This is a genomic window from Klebsiella sp. WP3-W18-ESBL-02, assembly GCF_014168815.1.
Lineage (GTDB): Bacteria > Pseudomonadota > Gammaproteobacteria > Enterobacterales > Enterobacteriaceae > Kluyvera > Kluyvera ascorbata_B.
This window is the reverse complement of sequence record NZ_AP021974.1, coordinates 47,340-61,788: the sequence shown is the minus strand read 5'-3', so window position 1 is coordinate 61,788 and position 14,449 is coordinate 47,340. Positions and strand designations below refer to the sequence as shown.

Genomic DNA, 14,449 nt, shown 5'->3' with positions numbered 1-14,449 from the left:
GCTATTTCAGGAAAAGACCGCCGGACACCCAAAACCACAGTATATGGCGTCCTGCCAGCCCCCTCTGTCAGGATAGTTGTCACCCCCATCGAAAATACTAATGACAAGATGGGAACAGATCGTGAAACGAATTTCACCAGAACGTAAATCGGCTGCACTGGCTAAATTACTACCGCCTTACAACATGACCGTCACCGCAGTTGCGCAGATGGAAGGGATATCGGAAGCTACCCTTTATTACTGGCGTAACAAGGCGAAAGCAGAGGGAATACCGGTGCCGGGTGCAAACAAAACTACAGACCAATGGTCAGCCGAAGCCCGGCTGGCTGTGATTATCGAAACAGCTACACTCAGCGAAACAGAACTCGCGCAATACTGCCGTAAAAAAGGGCTTTACCTGGAACAGATTAGTCAGTGGAAACAAGGCTTTTTGCAGGTGTCTTCGCCCACTGACAAAGCGGCGCTCAAACAAAGCCAGAAAGAAGTTAAACAACTAAAACGCGAACTGCTTCGTAAGGAAAAGGCGCTGGCGGAGGCGGCAGCGATACTGGTGCTGCGAAAGCAGTTGCGGGATTTTTACGGGGAAACCGACGAGGACGACTGACGCCCGGAACAGAGCGGCAGGCACTTATCGGTTACGTGCGGGACGCGATGGCGTCAGGAGCTCGGCTGTCAATAGCGCTGACGGAAGCGGGATTAAGTGAACGGACGTGGCGACGCTGGCAAACGTCGTGGGAAGACAAGCGTGTCAGCACGGTCAGGCCCTCCCCGGTGAACCAGTTAAGTGAGCAAGAAGAGCAACAGATACTGGCAGTGTGCCATCAGCCAGACTACGCCAGCCTCCCCCCGTCACAAATCGTACCGGCGTTGGCGGATAAGGGGATTTATCTGGCAAGCGAGTCAACCTTTTACCGGGTACTGCGTCGTCATGGAGAGGTGCATCGCCGGGGACGGCAACGGGCAGCGCAGAAAGTCACCCCGGCTACGAGTTGGCAGGCCAGCGGGCCGAATGAGGTGTGGACATGGGACATTACATGGGTTCCGTCAACCGTAAAGGGGCGCTGGTTTTACCTGTATCTGGTGGAAGACCTCTACAGCCGAAAAATCGTGGGATATGAAGTGCATGAAACTGAAAGTGGTGAGCAGGCGGCAGCCCTGATACAACGCACGGTCCTTCGGGAAGGATGCTGGCAAAACCCGCCGGTACTGCATGCGGACAACGGCGCGGCGATGAAGTCACAGACGTTGCAAATGAAGCTACACGAGCTGGCGATAACCCCCTCTCACAGCCGGCCGGGAGTGAGTAACGATAATGCGTATGTGGAGTCGCTGTTCCGGACACTGAAATATGTCCCGCAGTGGCCGTCATCAGGGTTCGGCAAGCTGGAGGAGGCGCGTGAATGGATAGAGGTTTTTGCTCAGTGGTATAACGAAATGCACAGACATAGCGGCATCAGGTATGTGACGCCGGGTCAGCGACATCGTGGAGAAGACGGTGTGTTGCTGAAAAATCGGGATGAGGTGTACAAAAAGGCAAAAGCGGAACGGCCTGAACGCTGGTCTGGCAGAACACGAAACTGGCATCCGGTAGGCAAGGTAATGCTGAATCCAGAACGGGAAAAACAGGCAGCCTAAATCAACCGGGGGTGCCAACTACCTTGACACTTACCGCCAGCCTCAGAACACATCATCCAGGCATAAACGATCCAGAAACGATCCTTCTGGCGATCGGCCCCTGATTTATCTGTTTCCTCTTTATGGTATATTTCCAGAAATCGGAAAATCCGGGCGCAGTGCTCTGCGGGTTTTTCCAGTGGCAACAACCGCTGCGAGCGACGAAAATAGTCACTGAACTTCACCAGATCGCGCTACGTGAAAAATTTCTGCCAGGCAGGGGTCATCTGCAGCAGATTTTACGTAGCGCACGAGAAAACGGGGACATCATGAATCTGCCCTCTTTTATGCCTGGCTCCCCTCCCCTGCCGGTGACCGCGGTACCGGCCGGATTCGATTACGGTCGGGCGCTGTCGCTGCGGGAGATGGCTGGCCATTACACCGAGCTGCCAAAATACCTGCTGGCACCGGAAGTCAGCGCCCTGCTCCATTATCTGCCGGACTGGAATCAGCACGCGTTCATCAATACGCTCTGGAATGCTGGCCCCAGGCTCAATGAAGCGCTGGCCTTAAGGCGGCGGGATTTTCATCTCAACGATGAGATCCCGCATGTGGTGATCCGCACCGCCAAACAACGCCGTGCCGGCGGCGGCCGTCCGAAGAAAGGCAAAAGCGCTAACCGCGTGGTACCGTTATCGGACCCGGCCTATGTGGATGAGATGCGCCGGCTGTTCGCCAGTACGAAGGAACAGTTTGAAGATGACATTATCACCGGCGAGCGGAGAGCGCGGCCGATCTGGTCGGTATCCGACAGAACGGTCAGAAACTGGCTGGTCCGGGCCATCGATTCCGCCGGCCGTGACGGTGTCCGGTTCAGCATCGCCGTCAGTCCGCACACGTTCCGCCACAGTTTTGCGATGCACCTGCTTTATGGCCACGTGCACCCGAAGATCATCCAGGGACTGATGGGCCATGAAAAGTTTGAGAGCACCGAGGTGTATACCAAGATATTTGCCCTCGATGTGGCCGCCAGCCAGGACATCCGCTTTACTCTCAATACGCAGGACGCGCTGCAGCTGCTGCGCGCCAGAACTGACTGAGGCAAAAATGCAAAAGTTAATCGTTCAGGAAAAATTCAATCCCCCAGGCGATGATGTGCTGGCGCTGATCGAGAATGGGATGGACTTCCTTGATAAGGCTCGTTCAGAACTGGAAGCCAATGAGTACAAATATTCGATAGTCAGTTTCTGGACTGCCGTCGAAATCATGCTGAAAGTGCCGCTGCTCCATGAGCACTGGAGCCTGGTTTGTAGTGGGAAACGGTTCGTTCGTAGTAAATTCCTTGAGGGGGATTTCCAGTCGGTCACATATGACGATGCCATCACGCGGTTAGACGATGTGCTGAACATGCCCCTGAATAGCGATACCAAAAAAGCCTTCAATGCTATCAGACAGCATCGTAATCAGGTGGTCCACTTCTATAAGCAGGCCTTCACTGACCAGGACCAGCAAGCCATTCTTTCCGAGCAGGCAGCAGCCTGGTTTGCGCTGAACCGCTTTATGCGCGAAGACTGGGTATCCATTTTTGGTCCTTTACACTCCTGGAAACTTGCCAGAAGCGAAACCCTGCTTCTGCAGGGGAATAAATTCTATTCAGCCATCCGACTGGAACAGGTTAAGGCTGATCTTGATAAACGCGTTGCCGGGGGACAAATTGTACAACGCTGCGATGAATGCAATCAGGATGCTGCAGTAACAGATACGATCGATACTGGTCATCATGAACTCCCTGTTTTATACGAGCGACATTGCCTGGTTTGCTCCAGCCTCTCCGGGTTCATACGCATGCATTGCCCGGCTTGTGGTGATGAAATGGCATGCCTACAAGGAGAATTTTCCGTCAGATGCAACAAATGTGGTGTTAACCATAATCGGTATGATGTTCTTGATGAGAGCCTGTTTCACTCCAACTGGGATGACGAGTTTTTGCCTGCAGGATGTACTCAGTGTATGAGACCTGGAACGGTGGCTAAGTTTGGAAATGGCTACCTGTGCACTGAGTGTCTTAGCTTCTTTAAGACGTTAATGGTATGCGAATGTTGCAACCATGCGATCGACTCTGTTCAGGAGCTTAGCTATATTCGGGGATGCGATTTCTGTGACGGTGATAAGCGATACATGGATGAATAATGTATTACATTTGTATCTCAAATGAATATCAAATATGCGTGCCTTAAGTTTATATAATCAAGCTGAAAGGCATTGTATAAAAAAATATTAGAATACATATGCATTCTAATTGTATTACAAAGGAGTTGTTAATTGTCTACCTGGACAGAAATCACCATCGATGATTCTTTAACCATCTATCCAACTCAGAACTCATACCATCTTTGGTTCTTCCAGGAAGGAGACCGGGTCCGGGAGGTACATACCGAGGACGAAGACCTACGGTATGACGGGGCATTTATTGGTTATCGGGCTTCTGTTGGACAGATTAAAAGGAGAATGGCGTTAATTGGGTATGATCGCGATTCGCTGGAACGACACTTCTCTCATGCACTAAATTCCTGGAAAGCTGAACTAGCGAAAGAGTTCAGTGCGCTTGAAGGGAATGGTGACAAGGGGGAATTTGATACTCGCAGATATCACTGGCTCAAACAGATTTTGAGTGTTCTGAAAAATGCTCGTCTGGAGGACTGGCTGCAACGGTTCCATCGTGCACAGAATTGGCCCATGAACGAAGAATTCGCAAACAGCTTTGATGAGTGGGTGGAAACTGGAGATCCTGTTCTCTCGCTTATGGTCAGTAGTGTTGATGGGTACTGTGGGTGGGTACGGGATACCTCTTTCAACTTTCCTTGTACTGATTATGACTTTTATTCTCTTGCGCTGTTGCTTACATCAGACGATAACGCTTTATGTGAGCTTAATTTAAGCGAGTTAATCTGGGATGAACGCATGGACGATTTCCTGGATCTCGAAGAAAGAAACTGCGGTGCCACAAAGCCATTACGTAATGCGAGAAAGAGCCTTGATGAACTTCTGAACCTGGCCAACCAGAGAACAGAAAACGCTGTTCTTTTGCGTATGTGCTATTCAGGCATTATCACCGTGATGGAAGTATATCTGTCAGACATATTTATCCGTTCTGTACAGCATGAACCAGTCAAACGCCGTTTTGTCGAGAATTATGCCAGGTATAAGTCAGCGGAGAGAAAACCACTTTCAGAAGTTTACAAACAGCTCGAATCCCTTGATAAACGTAAGCGTACAGCGAGAACCGTATTGACGGGAACGGGTTATTCAGTTGGCAGGGTTATTCGCCAGGGTAACAGTTCGCTGACCTGATTGACCGGCCAGTCAGCTATGACGTTGAGCACATGACAGAGATACCTCTCTGGCTCCACGCCGTTCAGTTTGCACGTCCCGATCAGGCTGTACAGCAGTGCTCCGCGCTCACCACCGTGGTCAGAGCCGAAGAACAAGAAGTTTTTGCGGCCCAGGCTGACCGTCCGCAGCGCATTTTCAGCGATATTGTTATCGGCTTCAGCCCAGCCATCGTCTGCATAGTACGTCAGTGCTGGCCACTGGTTCAGTGCGTACGCGAACGCCTTCGCCAGCTCTGAGTGTCGCGACAGCGTTTTCATCTTTTCACGCAGCCAGCTTTCCAGGGATTTCAGTCGCGGTTTAGCTTTCTGCTGACGCTCACCAAGACGCTGCTCTGCCGGCATTCCCCGTATTTCAGCCTCGATAGCATACAGTTCGCCTATCCGTTTCAGGGCTTCCTCCGTCAGCACTGATGGAGTACGAACGTGCACATCATGGATCTTGCGGCGGGCGTGAGCCCAGCAGGCTGCTTCAGTTATCTGTCCATTGCGGTACAGCTCGTTGAACCCGGCGTACGCATCCGCCTGCAGAACACCGCTGAAGCCCGCAAGATGGCTCTGCGGATGGATGCCTTTTCTGTCCGGGCTGTAAGCGAACCACACGGCCGGCGCCAGCGCTGACCCGGCGTTGCGGTCGTCGCGAACGTACGTCCACAACCGCCCGGTCTTCGTCTTTTTATTACCTGGTAACAGTACCGGGACGGGCGTGTCATCGGCGTGGAGTTTGCCACCCATCAGGACATAGTCCTGAAGCGCCTCTTCCAGCGGCGACAGTAGCCGGCAGCATGCATCCACCCAGCCCGACAGCAGTGAGCGACTCAGTTCCACGCCCTGGCGGCCGTATATTTCAGACTGGCGGTACAGTGGTGTGTGCTCTGCATACTTTGAGGTCAGCACGCGGGCCAGCAACCCCGGGCCGGCGATACCCCGCTCAATGGGCCGTGAAGGCGCCGCTGCCTGCACGATCGCATCGCACTGAGTACAGGCATGTTTTTCACGTACTGTCCGGATAACCCGGAAGGCGCTGCGCATCAGCTCCAGCTGTTCGGCGGCATCTTCACCCAGGTAACTCAGCGAACCACCGCACTCCGGGCAACAGGATTCTGCCGGAAGCATACGCTTTTCATCACGCGGGAGTGATTCGGGGAACGGTCTGCGGGTGCGGGTCTGACGCAGCGAGCGCTGCACTTCCGGGTCATCCACACGACCGGTCAGCGTATCGCTTTCTTTCTGAAGCACCTTCAGGTCAGCTTCCATCTGTGCGATACGACGGGATACTTTTTCGGAACGGCTGCCGAAGTTCATCCGGCGGAGTTTATCCAGCTGCGCCTGCAGGTGGTCTATTTCGCGCTCACGGTCGGCCAGCTTTTCCAGCAGGGCGCGGTTCAGCGCTTCCTGTTCGGCAAGCCGCTGTTTCAGCAGAAGGATTTCGTCAGAAGAGGTGTCGTTCATAAGCCCGTATTTTACCAGGCTTATTCAGCAACAACCAGGATAAAGAGGCCTACAACATGGTCAGAGATGTCAGCAACCGTTTAGGTTGTCGCCAGTCGATGCCTTCCATCAGCATCGCCAGCTGGGCCGGGGTCAGGAACACTTTGCCATCACGGGCAGAGGGCCAGGCGAAGCGACCACGCTCCAGCCGTTTGGTCAGCAGGCACAGCCCGTCGCCGGTGGACCACAGCAGTTTGACCTGGTTGCCGCTGCGACCCCGGAAGATGAAGACGTGGCCGGACATCGGATCGTCTTTCAGCGCCGTCTGTACTTTTGCGGCAAGACCGTTGAAGCCATTTCTCATATCAGTGGTACCGGCAACCAGCCAGATTTTGGTACCTGTTGGTAACGGGATCATCGCTTCAGCTCCTGTATCAGCAGAGCCAGGAACTTTTCGCTGACAGTGCCGTTGAGGCGGAGCGTCCCGTGCCGGAACGTTATCTCACAGCTGATACTGAGGGCTTCCGGGCTCTCAGTGGGCGGCTCTGGCTGTACGTCAGCGGCATCGAGAGTCACAGGAAGTAGCTGCGGGTTCTCTGAAGAAGGTAATAGCAGCTTTCCCTCGCGCCATTGTTGGCGCCATTTGAACAGCAGATTGGCGTTAATGCCATTTTCAAGCGCCAGTTTTGAGATGGATGTTCCTGGTTCGCAGGAGGCAGCAACGAGTTGTTGCTTAAACTCAGGAGAATAATTAGGGCAGCCTTTTCGCCTGCCGGGAGTCACATTTTTCTGCATATCTGACACTTTGGTTCCCACTACTTATTTGGTGGACACCACTTTGTCGGATGCTTCGGATTATGACCAGACGGTTCACGCTGTACGCTTACTGATAAACTCATTGAAGATGATCTGCAAAGCCTGTCGTTTCATCACATCCCTACGGTAAAACAACTCTACGATAACTGCCTGCTCATACGCTTTCCCGAACATCTTTTATCTGGTATCGCACAGGCTGTACAGATTAGGCACGACATTGTTCACCGTAACGGGCGTGATGTGAAAGGAATCCACCACGAAATATCTATTGAGCACCTTCTGAAACTAAGCGTTCAGATGAATGACTTCCTTAATTTCATTGATCAGCAAGTACTTGATGCTCTTGAGCAACTGTTTACAGACACTCGACATGATTAATAAAATCAATCATCAACGCCATGTACGGTTTTTAGATGTTTTTGGATTACAAATGTAGTACACAAGTAATCATAAAGCATTCCATTCATGTTGTGATTGAAGGTGAAAAAAGAACATGTTTGTAATACAAATGAATTTCAAATGTAATTCTTTTTAAGCGTCGTGGGGATTAAATATGAATCTGGTCTGGAAAGAAACCCCGAGGGGAAGATTTTACCGTGAGCTAAGCTTTGCCGAGAAAATGGCTGTCTCGCACGTTGTCAGTCGTGCATTAACTCCCACCAAGGCAGACCTGCTGCTGGCCAACAAAATCTTCACTGAGATGGATACAAGAGAGTTATTGATCGAATGCGATTGTCTGGCCAGCGCAGGGACGAAGCCTTTTAACTGCGAGGTTAAATCAGCCACACTCAGACATTTGTCGACGTCTCCAGAACATGACGCACAATGTCCGCTGTTCAGGATTAAGAAGGGCAGGGAAGGCGATGACGGAGGCCAGGAAACTAAAACCAACCCACTAAACCCTGTTGGCGGTAATGACTGGTTGCCTGATGAAGTGGACAAAGGAAAAGTGACGGGTACACCCACCCCGAGGGGGCCGCAGGCACATCGGAGAAAATCACTGAAGCCTGTCCCGGCAATCGGCCGCAAACTACTGACGCTCATCCAGGCCGCAGGGCTTAATCAGCTCGAGTTGCTGTCTGAAAACGTTGCCCCAGGCATGATTAGCGCGCTGAACAGGGTAAAGGAGGTTGTGGCTACCAGCTCAATGGAAAATGGCATTCCACTGTCGTCCATCATCAGCTGCAGTCCCTGGATGACCCGTTCCTGTATCAATGACGCCATGACGGCACTGGCCAGTGAAGGGAAGATTAAAGACGAGAAAAAAGCAGCTTGCTTTTACATCGTGGGGCTCAGTAACCACGTCTCACATGAAGAAATCACATTCACAGTGAAGGGGACTCGGTATTCACACCGGCCAGCTGCTCGCGTCAGAATTAACGGTGAAAACTCATATAATGTGGGCAGCAGAGCGCCATACTGGGTGATTATTGAGTACCGGCTTGATGGCAATGGTTCCGCGTTCTGTCACGAAGGGTACGCTCATGCTGCCTATGATCTGGATAACCCGATCCCTGTGGATAGCAACAAAGAGCGCGACACGATGAAGGCTCTCCTAAGCGCGACGGATTACGTCAGGAAGTGTGACAATTCGCCATCAGCAATAAGCTTGCTCAAACCACTCTTCACACTGAAAAGTGGGGCAGATAATGACGTTGTACACCCAGACTTCATGCTGAACGTCGTGCCAGCTGGAAAAGAAATTGTTGGAACGATAATCATCGAAACGATGGGCAATGATTCAGAAGAATACATCCAGCAGAAAGCTGGAACGCACGAACTGATGGCGCAGCTCGGTGACCTTATTACAGATCCACCCGGCTGGCCAGAAGCCTCCAGGACGACATTTAACAGATTACTGCTGGCCCATATATTTAAAGTAGGGAAGTAAAAATGGTAGCAGTACGCCTATGGTCCAGGGTTACTGTGACAATTCACCCTCAATTTGGGTGTCGTTCGCAGGTTATGCTGGACCGATAGGCTCCGTGTGACAAATCACCCTCACTTATCCTATCGTCCTGGTGTGACAAACTGCACTTTTCTAATCCGTGACAATTTGCCCTCAAGTTGTGCCGTTTGTCACCCCATGTAAGTGCAGAAAGCCTCAGAATCCCAGAATATGGGCAATAAAAAAGGGCAACTGTGACAGATTGCCCTTAACCCAGATATGTTATTGTGACAAACAACCCTCACTAACAGTGACAATCCGCCCTCATCTAATCAAGCTGCATTTGAGGCTATATCATTGAAAGTAAATACAATGTGAGTAGTCTGTCTGCCTTTCTTTTTTTCAATATAGGATAATCGCATAGGCGTGCGGCTATTGATTTCGTCGACGCTGGCTTGCAGGAAACGGCGACGAAAATCGGGCATGCGCTGGTAGCTCTGCGGCAACTGATAACGCTCCATGATCCAATCGATACCGAGTGATACCACGCCAGAACCATCAGGTTTACGGTACTGGCATAAGGATTCGTACAGCCTCATTGCGTACGGATTGGTGATCTCCTTCGTTTCACTGAGCCTGAACTGTGTAAAACGGCTCTGCAAGCCGATGAAGAAGGGGATGAGGTATGGGTTTATATGCACACTGTAGGTGCCGCGAGATGGGCTATGAGCGCGTTTAATAAACCAAGGAAAAGACTCGTAACCCTTCTCGCCAGCGGCATCCTCTTCTGGTCGGTAAAATACAACCTCTTTGCCACTGAAGCCTTTCAGAGCCTGCCGTATATCCTTACTAGCTTCAGCTGAAGTCAGGCCAAACGTAGCGGCGTAATGGGCTACCTGAATCTCGCAAATACCATCATGTTCCTGCAGTGTGCCGTCAGATTTTCTTATCTGATTAACAAACAGATACAGCATCCGCTTCTGATCGCGAGAAAGGCTGTAGGCAGCTTCAGTAAGTTCATTCGACTGAACAATACGGGGGCTGTTCTTCCGGTTTTTTTGATTTATCAGCGCAATATCCGTCATGACCTGACCATGATTTATGTGACAGGATTCAATCCTGTCACAGTGTGAGCGGAAGTGTCAACTGATTGGGATAACTCTGTGATTTTACGCAGATCCTGAGGGCAATTTGTCACAGGGTTGAGGGCAGATTGTCACGAAAAAAGGGCCGTTCTGAGGGCAAATCGTCACAGTGAAAGGGTGATTTGTCACATCAACAGGGCTGAAAGCCGCATATTTAAAGGGCTGGAGCGACCTCTAAAAAGAAGATCTAAAAACATATTTAAAAAAGATCTTATAAAAATATCAGGTGGATATGTGGATAACTCAGCAAACCTCTCTGACAGTATCGGTGCGTTAAGTGGTTCATGTTGGCACTGGTGCCTTGGTGCTTCCTCGCTCACTAACTCGCTACGCTCGGGACGTGAGACTGCGGCGAGCACTACCGGCGTTCTCTAAGGGCAAGAATGTTTTACAGCCTGGCTACTGGTATATCGCTCCACCGGGTTGTGTACGCAGGTGACAAAAGCTCGCGTTTCATCTGCCATTCAGGCGCAATTCCACGACCAGCAAACCAGACCTTTCCGGTACCGGAGTTATTGATTTTATCAAGCACCTGCATCAGTTGGTCACTTCGGGCATGAGGTTGCACATCGTCGAACAAGTTCAACTGCGCAACGCCAGTCGGCGTAAAATCATTGAGCATGACACCTGCGCGCGCATATCGATGCCCATCGGTCCAAATGCGATCGAGAGATTTAACTGCGGCTGTAATGATATCGCGGGTGTCTCTGGTTGGTGCCATCAGCTTCTCGCTGGCCACGTTCCCGTAGTAAGGCTCGGCGGCAAACGGAGATGTTTTGATAAAAACAGCTACTTGGCGACAATACTGCCGTTCGCCACGCAATTTTTCCGCTGCTCGTTCAGCATACTGGCAAACAGCCTGTCTCATCGCCTCATACGTCGTTATACGCTCTCCGAATGACCTGCTGCATACAATCTGCTGTTTCGGTGCTGGAGCGTCTTCCAGAGCGATACAGGACTCCCCATTCAGCTCCCGGACAGTTCTCTCTAGTACCACATTGAAATTACGCCGGATAAAAACAGGATTTGCCCGCGCCAGCTGCAGTGCAGTAGTGATCCCCATTGTGGCCAGCTTTTTAGAAATACGGCTGCCAACCCCCCAGACTTCACTGACAGGCTGCAGTGATAATAACTTTTCTGTTCTCCGCCAGTCACCGGGGCCAAGCATCAATACACCGCCGAATTGTGGCCACTCTTTAGAGGCCCACTGAGCCGATTTTGCTAAAGTCTTGCTAATGCCGCCACCCACACCGATGGTTAGCCCCGTTCCGTTAAGAACGTGTTCCCGCAGTTTTCGCCCATAATCTTCGTAGCTGATACAGCTCTCCAGTCCCTCCAGCGTAAGAAAGCATTCGTCGATTGAGTACTGTTCAGCGCGTATCGCCATCTCCTCAATTCTCGCCATGACTCGATTAGATAGACTTGCATAAAGTTCATAATTACTTGAAAAAACGTGTATTTTCTCACTGAAATGCATGCTTTTTAGCTGGAACCACGGAGTGCCCATCTTTATACCCAATTTCTTCGCAGGCCCGTTCCTGGCTATCACCACACCGTCGTTGTTAGCCAGCACGCAAATAGGCTTACCACGCAGGTCTGGCCTGAAAACGCCTTCACAGGAGGCATAGAAGCTATTCACATCCGCCAGTGCGAACATCGAGGACATCAATTTGTTTCTCTGGTTTTGTGGATGAATGCGGTAACGACGCCGAATATCTGCAGCTGGTCAGGATCAGGGTATAGGGTGGGATACGCCGCATTCATGGGGTGCAGAGCTAAACGAGGTCTTAAGAGCAGCTGCTTCACCGTGAATTCTCCATCCACTTCTGCGATGACGATGTCACCGTGTTCAGCACGTTCAGATTTATCCACGATCATCAGATCCCCACTGTGTAGACCAAGCTCAGTCATGGAGTCCCCAAGGGCGCGCACAAAGTAAGTCGCGCTGGGATGACGAATACAGTACTCATTAAGGTCCAGCTCTGACTCGGTGTAATCAGCCGCTGGGCTGGGAAAACCGGCAGGGCATCGTTCAATGAATAGGGGGCTTGTCTGGCGTGCTGGATTTGCAACCGGCGTGATAATGAGCAACATGTTCAACCTCAAAAAAAAACAACTGTATTTATATACAGTATATAAGCGACAAACCAAAAATCAATCGCACCGTAAGTTGCTCAAATTGAGAAAAATAAATCACCTTCAAATGGTGTTTTTGTCGTTAATGGCTTTTTGTTCTACTCAATCTGAGCTAAATAAGTTGACCTAATCTGTATGTGGTGTATTGTTATGCTCAAATTGAGCAAAACAAAGGGTTCAAAATGATGAATGTTTACTGCGATGATGGTTCTACAAACGTTAAGCTGGCATGGTTTGAAGATGGTGAGATGAAAACCGTGGTATCACCAAACTCATTCCGACATGGCTGGAAAGTGGCTGATTTCGGAGGGGCGTTTAACTACCTGATTGGCACAATGAAATATTCATGGGATAGCGTTAGCCGCGATGCCGTGTCGACTACCAATGTCGAATATCAATATGGTGATTTGAATCTGCTGGCGGTACATCACGCGCTGCTGAACTGTGGGCTACAACCGCAGGATGTGATGCTGACAGTGACGCTGCCACTCAGCGAATACTATGATCAGGACTGTCAGAAGAACGAAGATAATATTGCGCGCAAAAAAGCTAATCTGCTGCGTAGTATTTCCCTGAATAAGGGGGAAGTGTTTACGGTTCGTGATGTCATAGTTATGCCGGAGTCTCTACCTGCAGCGTTCAGCCGCCTGTCAGAGATTCAACCCGGTGCTGGCGAAACAACGCTGATTATCGATCTTGGTGGAACAACGCTTGATGCCGGTGTGATAGTGGGTAAATTTGAAGATATCAGCGCAATTCATGGTAATCCATCGATTGGCGTATCTCAGGTCACCCGTGCAGCTCAAGCGGCATTGCGTACTGCAGATACTGAAACCAGCCCGCTCATTGCTGATAAGGTTATCCGCAGCAGAAAAGATCGTGCATTTCTTAACAGCATCATTAATGATGCTTCAAGAATTGACTATGTCGTTGACAAAATTGAAGAAGCAATCGAATCGCTGGGAGTTCGTATCGTTAGTGAACTGACTAACTTCCGCAACGTTAACCGCGTGCTGCTGACTGGCGGCGGTGCAACACTGATTGAAAATGCTATTCGGAGCGCATGGCCACTGGCGAAAGAGCGCGTAGAAGTTATCTCTGAACCTCAGTTGGCCCTGGCGCGCGAAATTGCTCTCTTCCAGAAAGAGGATTAATCGTGCCTGCAGGCAACTTTTCTATTTACCTTTACCATGATGACCCCACAGATATGCGGGCTCAGGCGACTATTGAACGGACATCACAACCTCTGCGCGGTGAGTTTCTCCGCGCAGCGGCGATTTCCGGGGCCATTATGTATCGGATAGATATGCGCCTTCCGTCCGTGCTGACATCTTTGTTTGCCGGTCAGATGCAGGTGGGGCTTTTTGCCGGTCTGTTGGCACTGTTATCAGGTGAAGGAGAGCTCTTAAAAACCACGGATCAGGAAACCTATCCCTGGGTGCCGGATAAACTCTCCAGATCGTCAGAACGCCGGCGTTTTTCACTGAAGATTAACGACGATGTAAACGCCGGGTTACTGATGAGCATTCTAGGTGAAGTGTCGACGCGTAGACGTAATTCACTGTTGAGAGAACTGGTGATTGCCGGCTGCGCGATACACGACCTCGATGCAAGATTTGTGAAGTTGTTATCGAGTATGCCTGAACCGCCCGTTTCCATTCAGGAACTACAGTTGCTGACAGATAAGATGCTGGGCTTAAGCACGCTGAAAGATATACCGGCAGTGGCGAACGGAGGTAAGTCCTCTGAACAGAAACCTGCATCTGGTGGAAACACAGTCAAAGAAAACATGAAAAAAATCTTTTGAGTGCGATCCATGCTCAAACCAAAACAATGGATTCTAAAAGTTGTTGTGTCCTATCTCCGTCGGAAGCAGGTGCCACAACACTTATGGCCAGAGAATATAAAGAAAATCGGTAGCTGGTTCTTTTTAGGTTCAACACTGACCATATTCCCTTTGTTGATCATGGACCACGTTCATCTGTCAATAATCATCATGTTCCAGTTAATGTTTCTGGCTTGCATTTTTA

The 14,449-nt window shown here is 50.5% G+C and carries 13 protein-coding genes; 7 read left to right on the top strand and 6 right to left on the bottom strand.

From position 1 onward, the window contains the following. Positions 1 to 121: 121 nt before the first annotated feature. The 4 genes from H7R56_RS26510 to H7R56_RS26495 all read left to right on the top strand — a co-directional run bounded on the left by H7R56_RS26510 (position 122) and on the right by H7R56_RS26495 (position 4,965). Positions 122 to 1,635, top strand: a protein-coding gene (locus H7R56_RS26510; RefSeq protein ID WP_370673415.1) for an IS3 family transposase whose coding sequence is annotated in 2 segments (ribosomal slippage) — positions 122 to 572 and positions 572 to 1,635 — 1,515 coding nt in all. Because the reading frame shifts where the segments join, the coding sequence is not laid out codon by codon here. 308 nt (positions 1,636 to 1,943) lie between these two features. After that, entirely contained in the window at positions 1,944 to 2,714 is a 771-nt protein-coding gene (locus H7R56_RS26505) for a tyrosine-type recombinase/integrase (protein ID WP_106931028.1), read from the top strand. 7 nt (positions 2,715 to 2,721) lie between these two features. Beyond that, entirely contained in the window at positions 2,722 to 3,804 is a 1,083-nt protein-coding gene (locus H7R56_RS26500; RefSeq protein ID WP_106931023.1) for a hsdR, read from the top strand. 132 nt (positions 3,805 to 3,936) lie between these two features. Beyond that, entirely contained in the window at positions 3,937 to 4,965 is a 1,029-nt protein-coding gene (locus H7R56_RS26495; RefSeq protein WP_106931025.1) for a HEPN/Toprim-associated domain-containing protein, read from the top strand. On the opposite strand, the gene tnpC is transcribed toward H7R56_RS26495, so the two are convergent. Genes tnpC through tnpA form a run of 3 tightly spaced genes read right to left on the bottom strand, consistent with a single transcriptional unit; the run spans position 4,917 to position 7,229 of the window. Continuing rightward, a complete protein-coding gene (gene tnpC, locus H7R56_RS26490; protein WP_003843773.1) occupies positions 4,917 to 6,455 on the bottom strand; it encodes an IS66 family transposase in 1,539 nt (512 codons plus the stop codon). The two genes, H7R56_RS26495 and tnpC, sit on opposite strands and share 49 nt — an antisense overlap. A gap of 49 nt (positions 6,456 to 6,504) precedes the next feature. Further along, complete coding sequence (gene tnpB, locus H7R56_RS26485) at positions 6,505 to 6,852, bottom strand: IS66 family insertion sequence element accessory protein TnpB (protein ID WP_003843771.1); 348 nt, start codon at positions 6,850 to 6,852, stop codon at positions 6,505 to 6,507. Further along, complete coding sequence (gene tnpA, locus H7R56_RS26480; protein WP_032939119.1) at positions 6,849 to 7,229, bottom strand: IS66-like element accessory protein TnpA; 381 nt, start codon at positions 7,227 to 7,229, stop codon at positions 6,849 to 6,851. Before tnpA ends, tnpB begins: the two co-directional genes overlap by 4 nt. Before the next feature lie 574 nt (positions 7,230 to 7,803). On the opposite strand from tnpA, the gene H7R56_RS26475 reads away from it, so the two are divergent. Then, positions 7,804 to 9,141 (top strand): hypothetical protein, encoded by a 1,338-nt coding sequence (locus H7R56_RS26475; RefSeq protein ID WP_106930915.1) that lies wholly within the window; start codon positions 7,804 to 7,806, stop codon positions 9,139 to 9,141. Between the two features lie 329 nt (positions 9,142 to 9,470). Here the strand turns inward: H7R56_RS26475 and repE are convergent, their stop codons facing one another. The 3 genes from repE to umuD form a co-directional block, all read right to left on the bottom strand. Next, the gene (gene repE, locus H7R56_RS26470) at positions 9,471 to 10,223 is read right to left on the bottom strand and encodes a replication initiation protein RepE (RefSeq protein WP_106930917.1); all 753 of its coding nucleotides are present in this window, start codon (positions 10,221 to 10,223) and stop codon (positions 9,471 to 9,473) included. A 448-nt stretch (positions 10,224 to 10,671) separates the two neighbouring features. Beyond that, positions 10,672 to 11,940 carry a translesion error-prone DNA polymerase V subunit UmuC gene (gene umuC, locus H7R56_RS26465; protein WP_106930953.1) on the bottom strand — a complete coding sequence of 423 codons (1,269 nt, stop codon included), beginning with the start codon at positions 11,938 to 11,940 and terminating at the stop codon, positions 10,672 to 10,674. Between the two features lie 8 nt (positions 11,941 to 11,948). Further along, positions 11,949 to 12,377, bottom strand: a complete 429-nt coding sequence (gene umuD, locus H7R56_RS26460; protein ID WP_106930919.1) for a translesion error-prone DNA polymerase V autoproteolytic subunit — start codon at positions 12,375 to 12,377, stop codon at positions 11,949 to 11,951. Positions 12,378 to 12,604: 227 nt separating this feature from the next. On the opposite strand from umuD, the gene parM reads away from it, so the two are divergent. After that, positions 12,605 to 13,573: a plasmid segregation protein ParM domain-containing protein gene (gene parM / locus H7R56_RS26455; protein WP_181358063.1), complete on the top strand. Its 969-nt coding sequence runs from the start codon at positions 12,605 to 12,607 to the stop codon at positions 13,571 to 13,573. A 2-nt stretch (positions 13,574 to 13,575) separates the two neighbouring features. Continuing rightward, positions 13,576 to 14,226, top strand: coding sequence for a plasmid partitioning/stability family protein (locus H7R56_RS26450; RefSeq protein WP_106930923.1), 651 nt, complete (start codon positions 13,576 to 13,578; stop codon positions 14,224 to 14,226). Positions 14,227 to 14,449: the final 223 nt, after the last annotated feature.